This is a genomic window from Amycolatopsis sp. CFH S0740 (genome assembly GCF_004522315.1).
Lineage (GTDB): Bacteria > Actinomycetota > Actinomycetes > Mycobacteriales > Pseudonocardiaceae > Amycolatopsis > Amycolatopsis nivea.
The window spans coordinates 69,967-86,512 of record NZ_SDLS01000039.1 but is presented as its reverse complement, the minus strand read 5'-3'; the positions used below and the strand labels follow the sequence as shown (position 1 = coordinate 86,512).

The 16,546-nt window shown below is 69.6% G+C and carries 20 protein-coding genes and 1 pseudogene; 11 read left to right on the top strand and 10 right to left on the bottom strand.

The window, feature by feature from the left end:
• Positions 1–166: pseudogene (locus EIZ45_RS40705) on the top strand (4-hydroxy-3-methylbut-2-en-1-yl diphosphate synthase); the annotation flags it as partial.
• A 51-nt stretch (positions 167–217) separates the two neighbouring features.
• Here EIZ45_RS40705 and EIZ45_RS40700 read toward each other — a convergent pair.
• Positions 218–688 (bottom strand): nitroreductase/quinone reductase family protein, encoded by a 471-nt coding sequence (locus EIZ45_RS40700; RefSeq protein ID WP_134669624.1) that lies wholly within the window; start codon positions 686–688, stop codon positions 218–220.
• An 89-nt stretch (positions 689–777) separates the two neighbouring features.
• Here EIZ45_RS40700 and EIZ45_RS40695 point away from each other — a divergent pair, with 89 nt between their 5' ends.
• Complete coding sequence (locus EIZ45_RS40695; RefSeq protein WP_134669622.1) at positions 778–1,383, top strand: TetR/AcrR family transcriptional regulator; 606 nt, start codon at positions 778–780, stop codon at positions 1,381–1,383.
• On the opposite strand, the gene EIZ45_RS40690 is transcribed toward EIZ45_RS40695, so the two are convergent.
• From EIZ45_RS40690 to EIZ45_RS40680, 4 genes are read right to left on the bottom strand one after another with little or no spacing between them, the layout of a single operon-like run.
• Positions 1,380–1,625, bottom strand: a complete 246-nt coding sequence (locus tag EIZ45_RS40690) for a hypothetical protein (protein WP_134669620.1) — start codon at positions 1,623–1,625, stop codon at positions 1,380–1,382. The two genes, EIZ45_RS40695 and EIZ45_RS40690, sit on opposite strands and share 4 nt — an antisense overlap.
• A gap of 31 nt (positions 1,626–1,656) precedes the next feature.
• Positions 1,657–2,001 carry a DUF2891 family protein gene (locus EIZ45_RS47470; protein ID WP_255443822.1) on the bottom strand — a complete coding sequence of 115 codons (345 nt, stop codon included), beginning with the start codon at positions 1,999–2,001 and terminating at the stop codon, positions 1,657–1,659.
• Entirely contained in the window at positions 2,001–2,675 is a 675-nt protein-coding gene (locus tag EIZ45_RS40685; RefSeq protein ID WP_255443820.1) for a DUF2891 family protein, read from the bottom strand. Before EIZ45_RS40685 ends, EIZ45_RS47470 begins: the two co-directional genes overlap by 1 nt.
• A 1-nt stretch (position 2,676) precedes the next feature.
• On the bottom strand, positions 2,677–2,931 hold the full coding sequence (locus tag EIZ45_RS40680) for a hypothetical protein (RefSeq protein ID WP_037820327.1): 255 nt from the start codon (positions 2,929–2,931) through the stop codon (positions 2,677–2,679).
• A gap of 74 nt (positions 2,932–3,005) precedes the next feature.
• Here EIZ45_RS40680 and EIZ45_RS40675 point away from each other — a divergent pair, with 74 nt between their 5' ends.
• Positions 3,006–3,830 carry an AraC family transcriptional regulator gene (locus EIZ45_RS40675; protein WP_134669618.1) on the top strand — a complete coding sequence of 275 codons (825 nt, stop codon included), beginning with the start codon at positions 3,006–3,008 and terminating at the stop codon, positions 3,828–3,830.
• Entirely contained in the window at positions 3,827–4,219 is a 393-nt protein-coding gene (locus tag EIZ45_RS40670) for a VOC family protein (RefSeq protein ID WP_043830372.1), read from the top strand. Before EIZ45_RS40675 ends, EIZ45_RS40670 begins: the two co-directional genes overlap by 4 nt.
• Here the strand turns inward: EIZ45_RS40670 and EIZ45_RS40665 are convergent.
• The gene (locus tag EIZ45_RS40665) at positions 4,216–4,551 is read right to left on the bottom strand and encodes a cupin domain-containing protein (protein WP_134669616.1); all 336 of its coding nucleotides are present in this window, start codon (positions 4,549–4,551) and stop codon (positions 4,216–4,218) included. The two genes, EIZ45_RS40670 and EIZ45_RS40665, sit on opposite strands and share 4 nt — an antisense overlap.
• A gap of 71 nt (positions 4,552–4,622) precedes the next feature.
• Here EIZ45_RS40665 and EIZ45_RS40660 point away from each other — a divergent pair, with 71 nt between their 5' ends.
• Positions 4,623–5,558 carry a GlxA family transcriptional regulator gene (locus tag EIZ45_RS40660; RefSeq protein WP_134669614.1) on the top strand — a complete coding sequence of 312 codons (936 nt, stop codon included), beginning with the start codon at positions 4,623–4,625 and terminating at the stop codon, positions 5,556–5,558.
• A 44-nt stretch (positions 5,559–5,602) separates the two neighbouring features.
• Here the strand turns inward: EIZ45_RS40660 and EIZ45_RS40655 are convergent, their stop codons facing one another.
• Complete coding sequence (locus EIZ45_RS40655) at positions 5,603–8,212, bottom strand: fibronectin type III domain-containing protein (RefSeq protein ID WP_134669612.1); 2,610 nt, start codon at positions 8,210–8,212, stop codon at positions 5,603–5,605.
• Positions 8,213–8,447: 235 nt separating this feature from the next.
• Between EIZ45_RS40655 and EIZ45_RS40650 the strand changes: the two genes are divergently transcribed.
• From EIZ45_RS40650 to EIZ45_RS40635, 4 genes are all read left to right on the top strand, one after another.
• On the top strand, positions 8,448–9,773 hold the full coding sequence (locus EIZ45_RS40650; RefSeq protein WP_240690934.1) for a glycoside hydrolase family 27 protein: 1,326 nt from the start codon (positions 8,448–8,450) through the stop codon (positions 9,771–9,773).
• Positions 9,774–10,133: 360 nt separating this feature from the next.
• Positions 10,134–10,988: a GNAT family N-acetyltransferase gene (locus tag EIZ45_RS40645; RefSeq protein WP_037820337.1), complete on the top strand. Its 855-nt coding sequence runs from the start codon at positions 10,134–10,136 to the stop codon at positions 10,986–10,988.
• A 42-nt stretch (positions 10,989–11,030) separates the two neighbouring features.
• Complete coding sequence (gene map, locus EIZ45_RS40640; protein WP_037820338.1) at positions 11,031–11,888, top strand: type I methionyl aminopeptidase; 858 nt, start codon at positions 11,031–11,033, stop codon at positions 11,886–11,888.
• Between the two features lie 10 nt (positions 11,889–11,898).
• Positions 11,899–12,339: a hypothetical protein gene (locus tag EIZ45_RS40635; RefSeq protein WP_134669608.1), complete on the top strand. Its 441-nt coding sequence runs from the start codon at positions 11,899–11,901 to the stop codon at positions 12,337–12,339.
• On the opposite strand, the gene EIZ45_RS40630 is transcribed toward EIZ45_RS40635, so the two are convergent.
• Positions 12,340–13,014 carry a FadR/GntR family transcriptional regulator gene (locus EIZ45_RS40630; protein ID WP_037820340.1) on the bottom strand — a complete coding sequence of 225 codons (675 nt, stop codon included), beginning with the start codon at positions 13,012–13,014 and terminating at the stop codon, positions 12,340–12,342.
• 48 nt (positions 13,015–13,062) lie between these two features.
• Between EIZ45_RS40630 and EIZ45_RS40625 the strand changes: the two genes are divergently transcribed.
• On the top strand, positions 13,063–14,337 hold the full coding sequence (locus EIZ45_RS40625; RefSeq protein WP_370318239.1) for a CynX/NimT family MFS transporter: 1,275 nt from the start codon (positions 13,063–13,065) through the stop codon (positions 14,335–14,337).
• Between the two features lie 59 nt (positions 14,338–14,396).
• The gene (locus EIZ45_RS40620; protein ID WP_134669606.1) at positions 14,397–14,714 is read left to right on the top strand and encodes a hypothetical protein; all 318 of its coding nucleotides are present in this window, start codon (positions 14,397–14,399) and stop codon (positions 14,712–14,714) included.
• A gap of 7 nt (positions 14,715–14,721) precedes the next feature.
• On the opposite strand, the gene EIZ45_RS40615 is transcribed toward EIZ45_RS40620, so the two are convergent.
• Both EIZ45_RS40615 and EIZ45_RS40610 read right to left on the bottom strand, forming a co-directional pair.
• Positions 14,722–14,979: a hypothetical protein gene (locus EIZ45_RS40615; protein ID WP_134669604.1), complete on the bottom strand. Its 258-nt coding sequence runs from the start codon at positions 14,977–14,979 to the stop codon at positions 14,722–14,724.
• A 102-nt stretch (positions 14,980–15,081) separates the two neighbouring features.
• Complete coding sequence (locus tag EIZ45_RS40610; RefSeq protein ID WP_134669602.1) at positions 15,082–16,476, bottom strand: mycothione reductase; 1,395 nt, start codon at positions 16,474–16,476, stop codon at positions 15,082–15,084.
• Positions 16,477–16,546: the final 70 nt, after the last annotated feature.

Sequence of the window (16,546 nt, the reverse complement as noted above, 5' to 3'; positions counted from 1 at the left end):
CGTCGCCTCCGGCAACGGCAAAGGCCAGATCTTCGTCAAGGGCGAAGTCATCAAGACCGTCCCCGAGCACGCGATCGTGGAAACCCTCATCGAAGAAGCCATGCGCATCGCCGAGGAATCCGGCGAGTCGATCGGCGAGGGCGCTCCGAGCGTCACCGTCGGCTGAGTTTTCCCTGCGAAAGGGCTCCCCGGCTTCGGTCGGGGAGCCCTTTCTTTTTCAGCAGCGTTCCAGCAGGACGACCGGAACCTGCCTCCCGGAAGAGGCCTCGAACTCGGCGAATTTCGGGACCTGCGCGATCTGCTCGGCCCAGATCTTGGCGCGTTCCTCCCCGGCGGTCAGCCGTGCTTCGACCGGGATTTCCTCCGCGCCCGCCTCGATGACCGTCCGCGGGTTCGCCATGAGATTGCGGTACCACGCGGGGTCGCGCGGACTGCCGCCGTGCGTGCCGAAGACCGCCCAGCTGTCGCCGACCGGCTGGTAGAACAGCGGGCTGATCCGCGCTTTCCCGGTTTTCGCCCCGACGTGGTGCACGAGGATCAAGGGCATCCCCTTTTCCGGAAACCCCGGCATATGCGGCGGAACTGGTCGGCCCGCGGCGAATTCCTCCGGACTGCTCCAGGCGACGTGTCCGGCGTTCTCCCGGAATTCGGCGAGAATCCGGACATTCCAGTCGTCGAGGGTGGGCACGGCATCTCCTTCACTAGGCGGAGCACTTGCTCCGCAAAGTAGCAGACTAGACGGAGCACATGCTCCGGGTAAGCGAGTATGCTCGGCACATGGCCGTGGCTGACCCGCAGACCCCCACCCGCCGTCGCGCCCTCCGTGCGGACGCGATCCGCAACCGGGAGGCGATCGTCGAAGCCGCGGCCGAGGTGATGGCCGAGCAGGGAGCCGCCGTCGACGTCCGCGAGATCGCCCGGCGCAGCGGGGTCGGCATGGGCACGCTGTACCGGCATTTCCCGAAGAAGGAAGACCTCGTCCGGACGGTCCTGGACCAGGACTTCTCCCGGTGGGCCGAGTCCGCGCGCCAGGCAGCCATCGAGGCGGAAGACCCGTGGGCGGCACTGACCGACTTCTATCGACAGGCGTTGTCCGGCTGCGCGCGGCACCGGGCGATCATGGAGAGCTTCGCGCTGACGTGGACCGACCCAGATCCGACGGGGATCCCGCAACTCCGTGCGGTTCTGGAGGAGCTACGGGCGCGCGCGGAGGAGTTGTTGCGGCCCGGGGTGACTACGGATGATCTGGTGCTGCTGCTGATCTCGCTGGGGTACGCGGCGCAGTTCACGGACGCTTGCCGGCCGCACATGTGGAACCGGCTGCTGCGGGTTTCCCTGGACGGATTGCGGGCGGAGCATCGGGAGCCGTTGCCGGAAAGCTAGCCGCCACGGGTGATCGTGAGCCCGTGGCGCGGATCCGGCACGGCGTCGAGCGCTGTCCTGACTGACGGCTGGGCGCAGAATTCGTCGCGGATCGCGTCGGTTCTGAAGGCGATCTCGAAGACGACGCCGCGTTCGTGCGTCCGCCAGGACCATCGCACGGCGCGGTCGACGATCGCGGCTTCGAGCAACGCGTCGGAGTAGGTGCGCCGCCAATCGCTCGCCGAGGATTCTCCGTCGAGCACTTCGATGGATAACCATGGATCCGACACTGCTTCAGGCCCTCTCCGCTTCGGCGTCGCTCAACAGAAGCAACGCGTAGTAAGCCAAGAAATGCTCCACCGCGTACGGCCCCTCCGTAACCTGCGGCAGCCCGGCCTCCGCATGCTCGCGCGAAGCCGCCTCAATCACCGCGATTCGGCCGTCTCCCTCCGGCAATGCCGCCGCGATCCGTCGCCAGCACCACGCGCGGTGGAGGTTGAGCCCGTGCAGATGGGCGATCAACCCGTCGGAAGCGTCGGTCACCACCGCGGGAGTGAAGAGCGCCGCCGGGTTCCGCTCGCCGATCCCCGGCAGGAAACCCTCCAGCCAGGCACCGAAATCGGGTACCAGCTGGCTCATCAGCTCGGCTTCGGGGCGGGGCTGAGGAAATCAGCACCGGACGGTTCCCAAGCCCCGGGGTAGTCGCGGTCCTTCCCGAACCAGCGCCACGCCGTTTCGGTGAGGACCTGCAGCAACTGCGGCTCGCCCCGGGAGGCCAGGTGCCGAGCGTAGGGAAGCGCACGAGAGAGTCCGAAAGCGCCGTTCTCGTGCAGCCCGTACCGAATCGGGTACGTGACTTTCGGCAGCCAGTCGAGGAAGCGGGTCACGAAAAGCCTGCTCAACGGTTGCAGCGCCGCGGTCCAGCGCGCGGCGTCCGGGTCGTCCCAGGTGGCGGTCTCGAACGTCAGCGCCAGCAGGATCGACCAGCCATACGGACGCTGGGTCGTACGGTGCTGCTCCGGCGCGAAGTAAGCGGCTTCGGCAGCCAACGCGGGCTCAGTCAGGTGCGCGTTCAGCACCGCACGGATCTCGTCGGCCGGGACGAGCGTCGGGTATCGGCGCAGCAGATGCACCAGCATCCAGAACATTTCCACGCACGAATGCCAGTCGAAGCTGCCGTAGAAGCACGGGTGCAGCTCGCGGATCGCCGGGACGGGAGTGTCGTCGAGGCGCCAGTGGCTCTCGTAATGCGGATACTCGCGTACGACATTGGCCAGCGCGACTTCCGCCAACTCGCCGGCGTGCGCGACCATGTCAGCCGCGCAGGTGATGTTGGGCGGCTTCGCGGATCTGGATCCGGACGTTCTCCAGCGAGGCCGCGACCTCGTCGATCTGCCGGATCGCGATCTGCACCGACCCCTGGATGGCGGTCGCGGAGCCGGTTTCGCCGAGCAGGCCGAGCACCTGGGCCTGCAGGTCTTCCAGTTCGCCCTTGGTGGCGAGGGCGATTCCGGTCGGCACCTGGTCGGCGAGCAGTTCGAGCTGCTGCGCCTGTTCCTGGATCGTCATCGGGCTTCTCCTCATCGTGGGGACCGCTCTCCCGTGGTAGCAGAATTCGCCCGGATCGGGGCTAGCCTGGTCGCGTGAGTCACAGCTGGGCCGCCCGTCCGCCGCATCCGGTGCTGCGGGGCCTGGTCACGCGCTACGTCGGGTACGCGCAGGAGAACGTCACCCTCGAGGTGCACCGCGGGCTGCCGTCGCGGCACATCACGCTCGTGATCAGCCTCGAAGACCCGATCCGGTACGCCGGGCTGGCCGGGGCGGGAGCGCTGCAGAGCGTGGTCGGCGGCCTGCACACCGAACCCGCGCTGATCACGCAGGACCGGGTGCAGCGCGGGGTGCAGCTGGAGCTGGATCCACTGGGGGCGCGGACGCTGCTCGGCGTCACCGCCGCGGAGCTGACCGGCCAGGTAACCGACCTCGCAGACTTCGGCGGCGACCTCGCCCGTTTGCCGGACCGGCTGGCCGCGGCGGACGATTGGCGCACCCGGTTCGCGATCCTCGACGAGGTGCTGGCCGCGCGGGCGGTCGAGCGCGCCGAACAGCCGCCGGAGCTGGACCGCGCGTGGCACGAGCTGCGCCGCAGCGGCGGGCTGTTGCGGGTCGGCGAGCTGGCGAACGAGGTCGGCTGGAGCCGTCGTCATCTGGGTGAGCGGTTCCGCGCCGAGCTGGGATTGGCCCCGAAACAGGCGGCCCGCGTACTGCGATTCGAGCGGGCGGTGCGGTTGCTGCGTACCGGACATCGCGATTTGGCTGGGATCGCTTATGCCGCAGGGTATTACGACCAGGCACACTTCTCGAACGAGTGGCGCGCGCTGGCGGGATGTTCGCCGCGGACTTGGATGGCTGAGGAGCTCCCGTTTCTCCAAGACGAGTCGAAGACCGCCGCCGCAGAATCGGTGGCATGACTCCGCAACCGACAGTCTGGCCCGCTTTCCGTTACAACGACGCCCGCGGCGCGATCCGTTTCCTCACCGACGTTCTCGGCTTCGAAGAAACCCTCGTGGTGCCCGGAGAAAACGGCGTCGCGCACGCCGAGCTCCGCTGGCCCGAAGGCGGTGCCGTGATGCTCGGCAGCTGCGGCGGCCCAGCCGACGGCGTGCACGACGAGATGAAACCCGGTGCCAGCGCGGTGTACGTGGTCTCGGACCGGGTCGACGAGATCTACGCCCGCGTGCGCGAAGCCGGTGCCGAAATCAGCCTGGAGCTGCACGACACCGACTACGGCTCGCACACGTTCACCGTCCGCGACCCCGAGGGGAACGCTTGGACGATCGGGAGTTACCGCGGCGCTTAGCCCTCGGGGTAGAAGACGAACAGCGTGCAGCCGGTCGCCGAAGCCGGGACGTGCCACGAACCCGCCGGGGCGTGGATGAACGTGCCGGCCGGGTAGTCGCGGGCGCCGTCGTTGAAGGTGCCGGACACGACGAAGACCTCTTCGGGACCGGGCTCGTGCACGTCGCGTTCGGGCCACGTGCTGCCGGGATCGAACTCGACCACGTTGGCGTGCGCGCCGTTTTCGCCCTTCCACAGCGGGCGGAGGCGGATGCCGGGGAAAAGGTCCTTCACCGGGGCTTCGCCGACCGGGACCGAGGTGTAGCCCGGCTGGGCAAGGATTTCGGAGTGCATGACACCCAGGTTGGCTTCCCGTGCCCGCGCGGGACAGTGTCAGGAAAGACGTCATCGGGTACTTTCTTGCCATGCATCGCGTGGTCGCACTCGTCCGGCCGGTGCAGTCGACGTTCGAACTCGGCTGCGGCGCCGAAGTGTTCGGCACGCCGAGAGACGGCGTGCCGCAGTACTACGAATTCGAGGTGTGCACCGAGAATCCCGGCCAGGTACCGACGTCGGCCGGGTATGCGATGCACGTGTCCAACGGGCTCTCCAAGCTCGCCACGGCCGACACGGTGCTGATCCCCGGCTGGCTCCCGGTCGAGACGCCGCTTTCCCCGAAGGTGCGCCGGGCGCTGCTGAACGCGCACGAACGAGGCGCGCGGCTGGTCACGATCTGCTCAGGCGTCTTCGCGCTCGCGCAGACCGGGCTGCTGGACGGAAGAACGGCGACAACGCACTGGGCGCGCGCCGAACAGCTGCGTCGGGATTTCCCGGCGGTGCACGTGGAACCGGACGTGCTGTACGTGGACCACGGGGACGTCGCGACGAGCGCGGGTGCGGGAGCGGGCATCGACCTGTGCCTGCACCTGGTCCGCCAGGATCACGGAGCGGCGCACGCGGCGCTCGTCTCGCGGCACATGGTGATGCCGACGCATCGCGAGGGCGGGCAAGTGCAGTACGCGCCGCCGCAAGCGTCCGCGAACACGTTGGACGGGCTGCTCGACTGGGCGGGGGAGCGGTTGGGCACGCCGCTGTCGGTGGAGGATTTGGCTGCCCGCTTGCGGATTTCCCCGCGGACGCTGGCTCGCCGGTTCGCTGATCAGCTCGGGACGAGCCCGGGTGCGTGGCTGTTGTCGCGGCGAGTGGCCGAGGCGCGGCGGCTGCTGGAGGAGACGGACCTGCCAGTGGACGCGATCGCGGTGCGGGTCGGCCTGGCGTCGGCGGTGAACTTGCGGCGCCGGTTCCGGGCGCAGGTGGGGACGACTCCGGGGGCCTATCGAAGGGCTTTCCGGATAGGGTGATCGGCGCGCACCGGCAGGGAGGTCCGGTACGCGCCGATCACCGGTTACGCGGTGGTGGCTTGCACCGTCACCGCGGGGCCGACGCCGTTTCCGGTCACGGCGGCGATGGTGAACGTGTACGCGGTGCCGGGCTTCAGCCCGTCCACGACGCGGGTCAGGCCCTTCTGGGTGGGCTGGCTGACGATCGTGTCGCGTCCGGTGACCTCGATGGTGCGGCCGTCGGACACGGTGATCCGGTAGCCGATCACCGGGGTCGACCCGGTTTCCGCCGGCGGCGTCCAGTGGATGCTCGCCGCGTCGGTGCTCGGCAGCGCCTTCGCCTTCGTCGGGACAGCAGCGAGCTGGGTGCCCGGCTGCGCGACGGTGACCGGCGCCGAAGGCAGCGACGGCAGGCCAACCCCGTACCGGTTGCGCGCCGCCACCGTGACCGTGTACGTCTGGCCGTCAGTCAGCTTCGGGATCACCGTGTACCCGGTGCGCGCGAAGTCCTTGGCAGACACCGAACTCGTGACACTGTGCTTGCCGTCCGACGCGGTCAGCAGGTAGTCCTGCACCGGCGCACCGTTTTCCGCGACAGTCGGGTTCCAGGTCGCGTACAGCTGGCCGGACACCGAGAAGGTGCCTATCCGCGTCGGGGCCTGCGGAGCGGACACGCCGTCGATCCGGCGGTTCAGCACCGAGCGGTGGCCCGGTTCGATCCCCGCGTTGTCCACAATGGACTTAGGTGCGGCGGCCGGGTTGTTCAGCAGGTGGTTGCCCGAGGTGATGACGCCCTTCTTGTCGCCGTCCGGATCGCCCTGCTCCCAGTAGTTTCCGGAGATGACGGTCGGGTCGTTGTTGCCGAGCGAGTCGCGGTAGTCGACGTGTGTGGAGGCCACGTTGGCGTACGCCGCGTGGTAAAGCACGTTGCCGGAAACGGTTTCGTAGGTGCAGCCGTTGTCGGTGTAGACCGACTTGCCGAGGCCCCACTGGTCGTAGATGACGTTCCCGGTCACCTTCTCGCCTTCGGCCTGCGACGGGCCGGTAATGCCCTGGGTGTAGATGCCGCCGCCGTCGTCGAGGGAAAGCATGTAGTCGTGGATCAGGTTGTCCGACACCACGTTGTTGCGCGAGACGTTCGGCGTCGCGGCCTGCTTGATCTTGTCCGGCCAGCCGCCCCAGCCCATCGAGACGCCGGAGTACGCGACGTGGTCGATCTGGTTGTGCGACACGACATTGTCCTGCGAGTACCCGTTGACGATCGGCACCCCGCCGGTGAATTCGCGCGGCATGCCGTACAGGTGGTTGTTGGTCACCTTGACCCGCGCCGTCAGGTCCGCGCCGGCCGCGGTGGGCTTGCTGACGCCGCCGATTTCGACGCCGTTGCCGGAGATGTCGGTGAACACGCTGTCGGAGACGCTGCTGTCCTGCGCGCCCTCGCCGAGGTCGAGCCCGGCCGCGCCGAGATGCGCGAACACGGTGTCTCGGAACTCGATCCGGTGCCCGTGCGACATCGAGACATTGCCGGGTTCCTTCGTCCAGTCCGCGTACGGGCAGGTGCCGCCGGGCGTGAACTGGCAGAGACCTTGCGTGGCCCAGCCGCGCTCGCCGGTGATCCGGTATCCGGCCTGGATTTCGGAGAAGCCTTCCGGCGACGACGGTTCGAGCCAGGTCGCGTAGGAGAACTGGATGCCGCGGAACGAGATGTCGTGGATCGGCGCCTCGGCGGTGCCGCGACCGTCCACGAGCTTCTCCAGCGCGGGCATCTCGACGTCGGCCCAGTGCAGGTTCTCGCCCTTGCGCGGCAGGTAGTACACGGTGTGCGCGGAGCGGTCGAGGTACCACTCGCCGGGAGTGTCCAGCAGCTCGAACGCATTCTCCACATAGGACGGTTGCCGTCCGTTGGTGAGATCGCCGGGGCCGACCATGTTGACCGAACGGCCGGGGATGTCGGCGAACATCACGCGCCGGGTCGAGTTGTCCCAGCACGGCTGCGCCATGGTGATCGTCGTGCCCTGCGCCGACGCGACCGGGCAGCGCGGCTCGGTCCACTGGCCGAGGCCGTTGCGCTCGACGTTCCACAGCTCCTCGCCGCTGGTGTACACCAGTTCGAGGTCGCTCGGGTTCCGCCAGTGCGCCATGGTGTCCGCGGACGCGGTGTACCCGGTGTCAGTCGCCTTCACCGTGACCGGAAGCCGCCCGGACGCTCGCTGCGCGCGGACGCCGTCGACGTACAGCTGGCGAGTGTTGTCCAGTCCGGCGGGCGCGGGCGCGGAGTAGAGACCGGGACGTCCGGCGACCGGATGCCAGCCGGTGACCTGCTTGCCGCCGCTGACCACGGTGCCCGGCGAGCCCTGCCAGACGACCCGATGGCCGTTCGTGCCGGAATCGGAGGCGTCGAGTTCGAGCGGTTTGTCGAGCCGGTAGGTGCCGGAGGCGACATGCACGGTCAGGTCGGAGTTCAGGTGCGCGGCGCGTTGCCGGACGAGCTGCTGGGCGCGGGGGAGCGTGCGCACCGGCGACCAGACGGCCCCGGAGCCGGAATCGGTGCCCCACGGCGAGACGTACACGTCCTGGCTGCCCGGCCACGCGGCCGCCGCACCGGCGGGCAGCAGCGCGGTCGCGGTCAGCGCCGCGACCGCGAGCCCGAGGGTGCGCGCTGGTCTGAACTTCATCCGGGACCTCCGTGTTCGCCAGTGAACGACGCTGGGGCGCGCCGCAAGAAAGATAGGATCTATTCGCGATCGTGTCGAGAGGTCTCCTGTGGATATTCCCAGCATTCACGGTGGTGAACAGGGTTGATCCGGTCGGCGGGTTCCGTCCCGGCTAGCGGTCAGTGATCCGATGAATCATTGCTGCGGCCGCCGCGCCGCTTGTACAACGAAGCGATCCCCGGGAGAGGTGGTCGCGATGAAGCGAAGTCGGATCGGTGTGCTGGCCGCGGCGGTGGCGGTGCTGGCCGGAGCGCTGGCGGGAACAGCCGCCGCGGACAGCCAGTCGATCGAATCCTGGACGCCGGTGGCGAGAACGCCGCCGATGGGCTGGAGCAGCTGGAGCGCGCTGCGCCGGAAGTTCACCGAGGAAACGATCAAGGCGCAGGCCGACGTCATGCACGACCGGCTCGCCGCGTACGGCTATCGCTACATCAACATCGACGCGGGCTGGAACGACCACGTCGACGAGTTCGGCCGCGTCGCGCCGGACCCGAAGAAGTTCCCGAACGGCATCGCTTCGCTGGCCCGGTACCTGCACCAGCGCGGCCTGAAATTCGGCATCTACCTGGTGCCGGGCGTCCCGGCGCAAGCGGTCGCGGCCGATTCGCCGATCGAGGGCACGCCGTACCGGGTGCACGACATCGTCATGGCGGGCGCGGGCAACACCGCGGACGACAAATCCGCGAAACTCGACTTCAGCAAGCCCGGCGCGGCCGCGTACGTCCGCTCGCAGGCGCGGCAGTTGGCGTCGTGGGGCGTCGACTACATCAAGATGGACTTCGTCGGACCCGGCGGGGGCAAGATCCCGGCGGACAACCGCGAGGACATCCGGCAGTGGCACGCGGCGATCCAGGCCACCGGCCGTCCGATCCACTTGGAACTGTCGAACTCGCTCAGCATCGCCGAGGCCGCGACCTGGCAGCGCTACAGCAACGGGTGGCGGATCGAGGGCGACATCGAGTGCTACTCGCACTGCGTCGGCCTCACGAACTGGGACGTGCGGGTCAAGCTGCGCTTCGCCGACGCTCCCAAGTGGACTGGCTTCGCGGGCCCTGGTCACTGGAACGACCTGGACTCCATCGAGGTCGGCAACGGCGACGCGAACGGCATCACCCCGGACGAACGGCAGAGCGTCATGACGCTGTGGGCGATCGAAGCCTCGCCGCTGCTGCTCGGCACCGACCTGACCAAACTCGACCCGGACGACCTGAAGCTGCTCACCAACCGCGAGGTCCTGGCCGTCGACCAGGCGGGACGGGCAGCGCGTCCGGTTTCGCAGGCGACCCAGCAGCAGGTGTGGTTCAGCCCCGACGGCCGCGGCGGGGTGACGGTCGCGCTGTTCAACCTGGGCTCGACGGAGGCCCCGGTGACCGCGTCCTGGCCGGACCTGGGTCTGCGCGGCCCGGCGGCGGTGCGGGATCTGTGGACGCACCGAAACCTGGGCGTGAGCCGGGACAGCTTCACCGCGACGCTCGCGCCGCACGCTTCGCGGCTGCTGCACCTGGTCCCGCGGCACCACTGAGCCCCCGCACGCGGCGGCTGCCGTCCGTGAAGGGCTCCTTCACGACCGGTTGCGGGTCGTGAGGGGAACCCTGCGGGAATCTGCGTCCGTGAGGGTGGCCCTCACGGACCTTGCCGTGCCCGGGTGTCCGTGAAGGGCCCCTTCACGGACGCTGATTCCCTCGGGGAGCCCTTCACGGATCCCCGGGGAAGCTCCGGGGGCACCCGGGCGGGGTGCCTCCGGAGCCCTCTTTCGCGGATTCGGGCACGGTCGGTGGCGGAGCCCGCCGGGGCGCCGCCGTTCGGGTGCGAGGGCCGTTCATCTCAGCGTGTCGGCCGGCTCGCGTTCCGTTCACCCGGTTCATCTGGCACTCTGGACCCCGTGTTGCGGCTTGCAGGTGCACGGCTGCTCGATGATCGGGACTATCCGGCGGTGCGCGCTGCACTCGCCGCCGACCCGGTGGGCAGCTGCATGGTCAGCGCCCGGGTCGAGGCGGCCGGTCTCGACCCGTGGCGTCTTGGTGGCGAGCTGTGGGCGGCCGACGCCCGTCCGGTGCGCGCCGGACGGCTCACCGGGCTGTGCTTCGCCGGGCCCAACCTGATCCCGTTGCGCGGCAACGCTTCGGCGCTGCGGTCCTTCGCCGACCGGGCGCTGCGCCGCCAGCGCACCTGTTCCTCGCTCGTCGGGCCCGCGCCGCAGGTGCTCGGGCTGTGGGACGAGCTGTCCTCGGAATGGGGCCCGGCCCGCGAGGTGCGCGGCGACCAGCCGCTGATGGCCCTCGAAGGCGACCCGCTGGTGCCCGCCGACCCGCAGGTCCGCACCGTCCGGCCGCACGAACTCGACCGCTACCTCCCCGCAGCCGTCGCGATGTTCATCGAGGAGGTCGGCGTCGACCCGCGCGCGGGCGACGGCGGGGCCAGCTACCGCGCCCGGGTCAGCGAGCTGATCTCCACCGGCCGCGCGTTCGCCCGGTTCGAGGACGGCGAGGTCGTGTTCAAGGCCGAGATCGGCGCGATGTCCGCGCGGGTCGGCCAGATCCAGGGCGTGTGGGTGCACCCGGACCGGCGCGGCGGCGGGCTCGGCACCGCGGGCACCGCGGCGGTGGTGAACCGCCTGGTCCACGGCCTCGGCCGGACCGCGAGCCTGTACGTGAACGGGTTCAACGCGCCCGCTCTCGCGGCATACCGGCGGATCGGGTTCCAGCAGGTCGGCCAGTACGCGACGGTGCTGTTCTGAGCTGGCTGCGCCGCGGCCGGGCGAGGTCGTAGGCTGGGGGACATGTCCGTTCGCGCCCCGTTGAAGCCCGGCGTCCAGACGCCGCGCCGTGCCGTCCCCGCCGACATCGCCCGTCCCGAGTACGTGGACCGGCCGGCGCCGAAACGGGACACCGGCAACGGAGTGCGCACGCCCGAGGTCATCGAGGCGATGCGGGTCGCGTCGAAGATCGCCGCGCAGGCGCTCGAGGAGGGCGGCAAGGCGGTCAAGCCGGGTGCGACCACCGACGACATCGACAAGGTCGTGCACGAGTTCCTGCTCGACCACCGCGCGTACCCGTCCACGCTCGGCTACCGCGGCTACCCGAAGTCGTGCTGCACCTCGCTGAACGAGGTGATCTGCCACGGCATCCCGGACTCGACCGTGATCGAGGACGGCGACATCTGCAACATCGACGTGACGGCCTTCATCGGCGGCGTGCACGGCGACACCAACGCGACGTTCCTCGCCGGCGACGTCTCCGAGGAGGTGCGGCTCCTGGTCGAGCGCACCCGAGAGGCGACCGCACGCGCGATCAAGGCGGTCCGCCCGGGCCGGCAGCTCAACGTGATCGGCCGCGTGATCGAGGCGTACGCGAAGCGCTTCGGCTACGGCGTGGTCCGCGACTTCACCGGCCACGGCGTCGGCCCGGCGTTCCACACCGCTCCGACGGTGCTGCACTACGAGGAGCCCTCGGTGCAGACGCTGATCGAAGAGGGCATGACTTTCACGATCGAGCCGATGATCACGCTCGGCACCATCGACTACGACCTGTGGGCCGACGACTGGACGGTCACCACGAAGGACAAGAAGTGGACGGCGCAGTTCGAGCACACCCTCGTGGTGACTGCTGACGGCGCGGAGATCCTGACGCTTCCGTGAGAATGCCGTCGTGAACAACGACGCGAGACGCGCCGCGGCGGCGGCCCTGATTCGGCTGTCGGAAAGCCCCGGCTATCTCGACCGAGCGGACGCCGGTCGCGCCCTTGCCAGCTTCGCTGAGATGCCGGAGGCGAAGGGGCCGCTGCTGGGACTCGTGCTCGACGCGGACAACACGTTTGTCACTCGCGAGACGGCGGAGGCTTTGCTCCGCCGTCACGACTCGGCCGGGCTTGCCGTGGTTGCCGCCGCTCTTGCCGACGCCGACCAGAACCAGAGCGACTGGATTCAAACCGCGGTGGACGATGTGTTCACGGTGTACGACACCGAACGGGACGCAGCGCTGCGGGAGTGCCAGGCGCTGGAAGAGGACGCGGACGAACGGACGCGCTGCGGCGCGAAGCGCTTGATCAGAGCGCTCTCCACCATCCTCGGCCCAGCGCGGAACGACTGATCACAAACCCTCGGCCCGCGCGATCAGTTCGTCCAGGAACCCAGCCGCCTCCTCGGCAGCCCGCCCGGCGTCGCGCGCCTCGATCGCGTCCACCAGTTCCCGGTGCCGGATCATCTCCGCGTGTTCCGGGTTGTCCGAAGTGGACGCCACGCTCGCGGTGATCGCCTCCATCAGGCCGCGGTAGAGCTCCAGCAGCAGCCCGTTGTGCCCGCACCGGACCACGACCTGGTGGAATTCCGCGTCGCTGCGGGCGAAATCGTCGAGGCGGCCCTCGTCCCAGTCGGTGTCGCGCCGGTTGAGCAGGACGCGCAGCTCAGCCAGGTCTTCCTCGGTGCGCGCGGTCGCGGCCAGCCGGGCGCCCTCGACCTCCAGCAGCCGCCGGACGTGCAGCACCTCGCGCAGTTCCGTTCCGCACAGGCGGCGGATCGCGCCGGACACCTCGCTCGTCGCGCGCACGTACGTGCCGTCACCCTGGCGGACTTCCAGGATCCCGGTGTGCGCCAGCGCGCGCACGGCCTCGCGGACCGTGTTGCGCCCGACGCCCAGCTGCGCGGACAGCTCCGGCTCGGTCGGGATCCGGTGCCCGATCGGCCATTCGCCCGCGGTGACCGCCTCGCGCAGCTGATCGATGACCTGGTCGACGAGTCCGGCGCGGCGGGTGGTGGCCAACGGCACAGCCTGATCCCTTCATCCAATCATCCTACGTATGGAATAGTAGCGCACATGCCCGCCGACTCCCGAGACGCTGCAGCCGTGTCCACCGCCACCTATTCCGACCGGCTCGAGCTCGAGCTGGAAGGCAGCCTCGAGGAGGAGGTGCCGGCCGGTCGCCGTCCGGGCGTGGTGGCGGGTGGCGTGCTGCTGGCGGTCGCGGTGGTGCTGACGGCGATGAACCTGCGGCCGGCGATCACGAGCGTCGGCCCGCTGCTCGCCGAAATGCGCGGCAGCCTCGGCGCGTCCGCGGTGTGGGCGAGCATCCTCACGACCCTGCCCGGGCTGTGCTTCGCCGGTGCCGGATTGGCCGCGCCCCTGTTGTCGCGCCGCTTCGGCATCGGCCCGGCGATCGGCTTGGCGCTGGCGGTGCTGACCGCGGGCCTCGCGGTGCGGGTGCTCGACGGACGGTACGTCGTGCTCGGCGGCACGCTCGTCGCGACCGCGGGAATCGCGCTGGTCAACGTGCTGATCCCGGTGGTCATCAAGGATTCGTTCCCGGCTCGCGTCGGGCTCATGACCGGCGTCTACACCGCGGCGCTGCAGGGCGGCGGCGCGGCGGGTTCCGCGCTGAGCCCGCCGCTGGAATCGGCCCTCGGCGGCTGGCGCGCCGCCCTCGGCAGCTGGGGTGTTCTCTCGGCGATCGCGTTGGTGGCATGGCTGATCGCTTCGCGCGGCACCGGCCGTCCGCCGCGTCCGGCTGCGGGCTCCGCTCCCGCCCGGTCGCTGATGCGCAGCCCGCTCGCGTGGATCGTCACGATCTTCTTCGGCCTGCAGTCGTTCATCGCCTACGTCGTGATGGGCTGGCTGCCGCAGGTCTTCATCGACTCGGGCGTCAGCAAGGCCGACGCCGGGTTGCTGCTCGGCCTGATCTCGGTGATCGCGGTGCCGATCAGCCTGGTGATCCCGCCGATCGCCGCGCGGCAGAAAAGTCAGAGCCCGTGGATCGTCGGCATGGGCGTCTTCGGCGCGGCCGGCATGCTGGGCCTCGTCATCGCGCCCGGGTTCTCGCCGCTGCTGTGGAGCATCCTGCTCGGCATCGGGATGAGCGTCTTCTCGCTGGCCCTGACGGTGATCGCGCTGCGAGCCCGGACCGGCGCCGAGACGGCGAGGCTGTCGGGAATGGCGCAGGGCTTCGGCTACCTGCTGGCCGCGGTGGGGCCGTTCGTGTTCGGCCTGCTGCACGACGCGACGGGCAGCTGGACGGTGTCGCTGATCGTGCTGCTCGTGGTGATGGTGACGCAGATGATCTTCGGTGCGTTGTCCGGGCGGCGCCGTTTCGTGTGAGGCTGGCGTGACTGTGTCACGCTGAGGCCATGACGGCGCGGCCACGACGGAGCGGCACGGTGAGCCGAGCGGTCTTCTTGTGCCTGATGGCCGTCGCCGGGGTCGCACTGATGTGGTTCACCATCGACGTCTTTTTCGTGAGCTGGAAGCCGAAGTGCCAGCCCTCGCCGAAGGTGCGCTGCCAATGGGTGGACAGCGGGAAGACCGCGACCGTCGCCGACCAGTGGGATCAGAACGCCTTCATCGTGGCCGTCATGTTCGGTCTCAGCGTGTTTCTCATTGTCGCGCCGGTCTTTCTGGCGATCCGCGACGTCCTGCGCCGCCGGGACGAAAGCTTCGAGGCTCAGCTGCGCGGGTCGGATCCGCCGCGCAGCTGAACCTCTGTCAGCTCGCCAGCGCCGCCTCGGGCAGCTGGCCAGTGTGGCGGACGTCGTCCAGCGCGGCCACCGCGACCGCGAGGCATTCCGCGGCCCGTTCGGACGGCATCGCCCGAAGCTCCTCCAGCAACGCGAGCGTCGCGGCTGTCGTCCCGAGCTTGGCCCGCCGCACGGCGAACACCAGCTCGAGATCCGTCACGTCGGTCCAGCGAGCGGCCAGATTCTCCGCGGCCGCAACGATTTCCCCGGCGATCATGTCGGTCATGTCAGTCCCCGCACCTCCGCGGAGAACAGTAACAATGCGACATCCTTGTTACCCGATTCGGGAATCCCCGCCCCGGGTGATCAACTCTGGGTATCCCCGGAGTCAGTCCAGCGGCAGATTCAGCAGCGCGTTCTCCACCAGTTCCGGCATCGCCGGGTGGATCCAGTACTGCCCGCGCGCCATCGACCGCGCGTCGAGGCCGAAGCTCATCGCCTGGATCAGCGGCTGGATCACCGTCGACGCCTGCGGGCCGATGATGTGCGCGCCCAGCAGCTGCCCGGTCGCCGGATCGGCCAGCAGCTTCGCGAAACCGGAGGTGTCCTCCATCGCCCAGCCGTAGGCGATGCCCGCGTAGTCCTGCTTCGAGACCACAAAGGACAGTCCGCGCTCGGTCGCCTGCGCCTCGGTCAGCCCGACCGACGCCACCTGCGGCGAGGTGAACACCGCGTGCGGCACGAACCGGTGGTCGGCCTTGATGCGGTCGTCCGGGTGCGCCAGATTGTGCTGCACCACGCGGGCTTCGTGGTTCGCGACGTGCTTCAGCTCCAGCGGCGACGAGATGTCCCCGAGCGCGTAGATGCCTTCGACGGACGTCTGCTGGTAGTCGTCCACCACGACGTGCCCGCGTTCGGTGGTGGCGACGCCGGTGGCGGCCACGTCGAGCAGATCCGAGTTCGGCTTGCGGCCGGTGGCGACCAGGATCAGGTCGGCCTCGACGGTCTCCGCCCCTTGCGGGCCCTCAAGATCCAGCGCGACCCCGTTGTCCGTGCTGCGCGCGCGAACCGTCTTGCGGTCCAGCCGGACGTCGAACCGCTGCGAAGCCAGTTCGGTGAACCGGGCGCTGACGTCCGCGTCCTCCTGCCGCAGCAGCGCGCCGGAACGGTTCACCATCGTGACCGCGACGCCGAACGACGCGAAGACGTGCGCGAACTCCGCCGCGATGTACCCGCCGCCGAGAATGACGATCCGCTCCGGCAGCGTGTCGAGCCGCATGACCGTGTCGGAGGTGTAGTAGCCGGTTTCGGCCAGCCCCGGCACGTCCGGGATCACCGGCCGCCCGCCCGCGGCGAGCACGAACCGGTCCGCGGTGACGACCTCGTCCGGACGGCCGTCGGCGAAGCTGACCCGCAGCTCCTTCATGCCGGTGAACCGGCCTTCGCCGCGGTAGACGTCGACGTTGCGGTTGTCCTCGTGGTTCTCGCGGTACTCCGCGCCGCCCTCGGCGATCGGGTCGATCCGGCCGAAGATCCGGTCGCGGATGTCCGGCCAGCGCACCGCGGTGAGCTCCTCGTCCACGCCGAAGCGCGAGCTGTGCTCGGGCGTCGCGGCGACGTCGGCGGCGTAGACGAACATCTTCGTCGGGATGCAGCCGACGTTCAGGCAGGTCCCGCCGAACACGCCTTTCTCGACGATGGCCGTCCGGAGGTCGGCGAACTCCGGCCCGAGGATCGAGTTTCCCGATCCGGTCCCGATGATCACCAGGTCGTAGTGCGGCACGGCGGTCCTTCCCGAAAGCGGTCTGCTGCCAGCCTAGTCAACCCCGGATGCCCGCCCCGGTGTTCCCGGC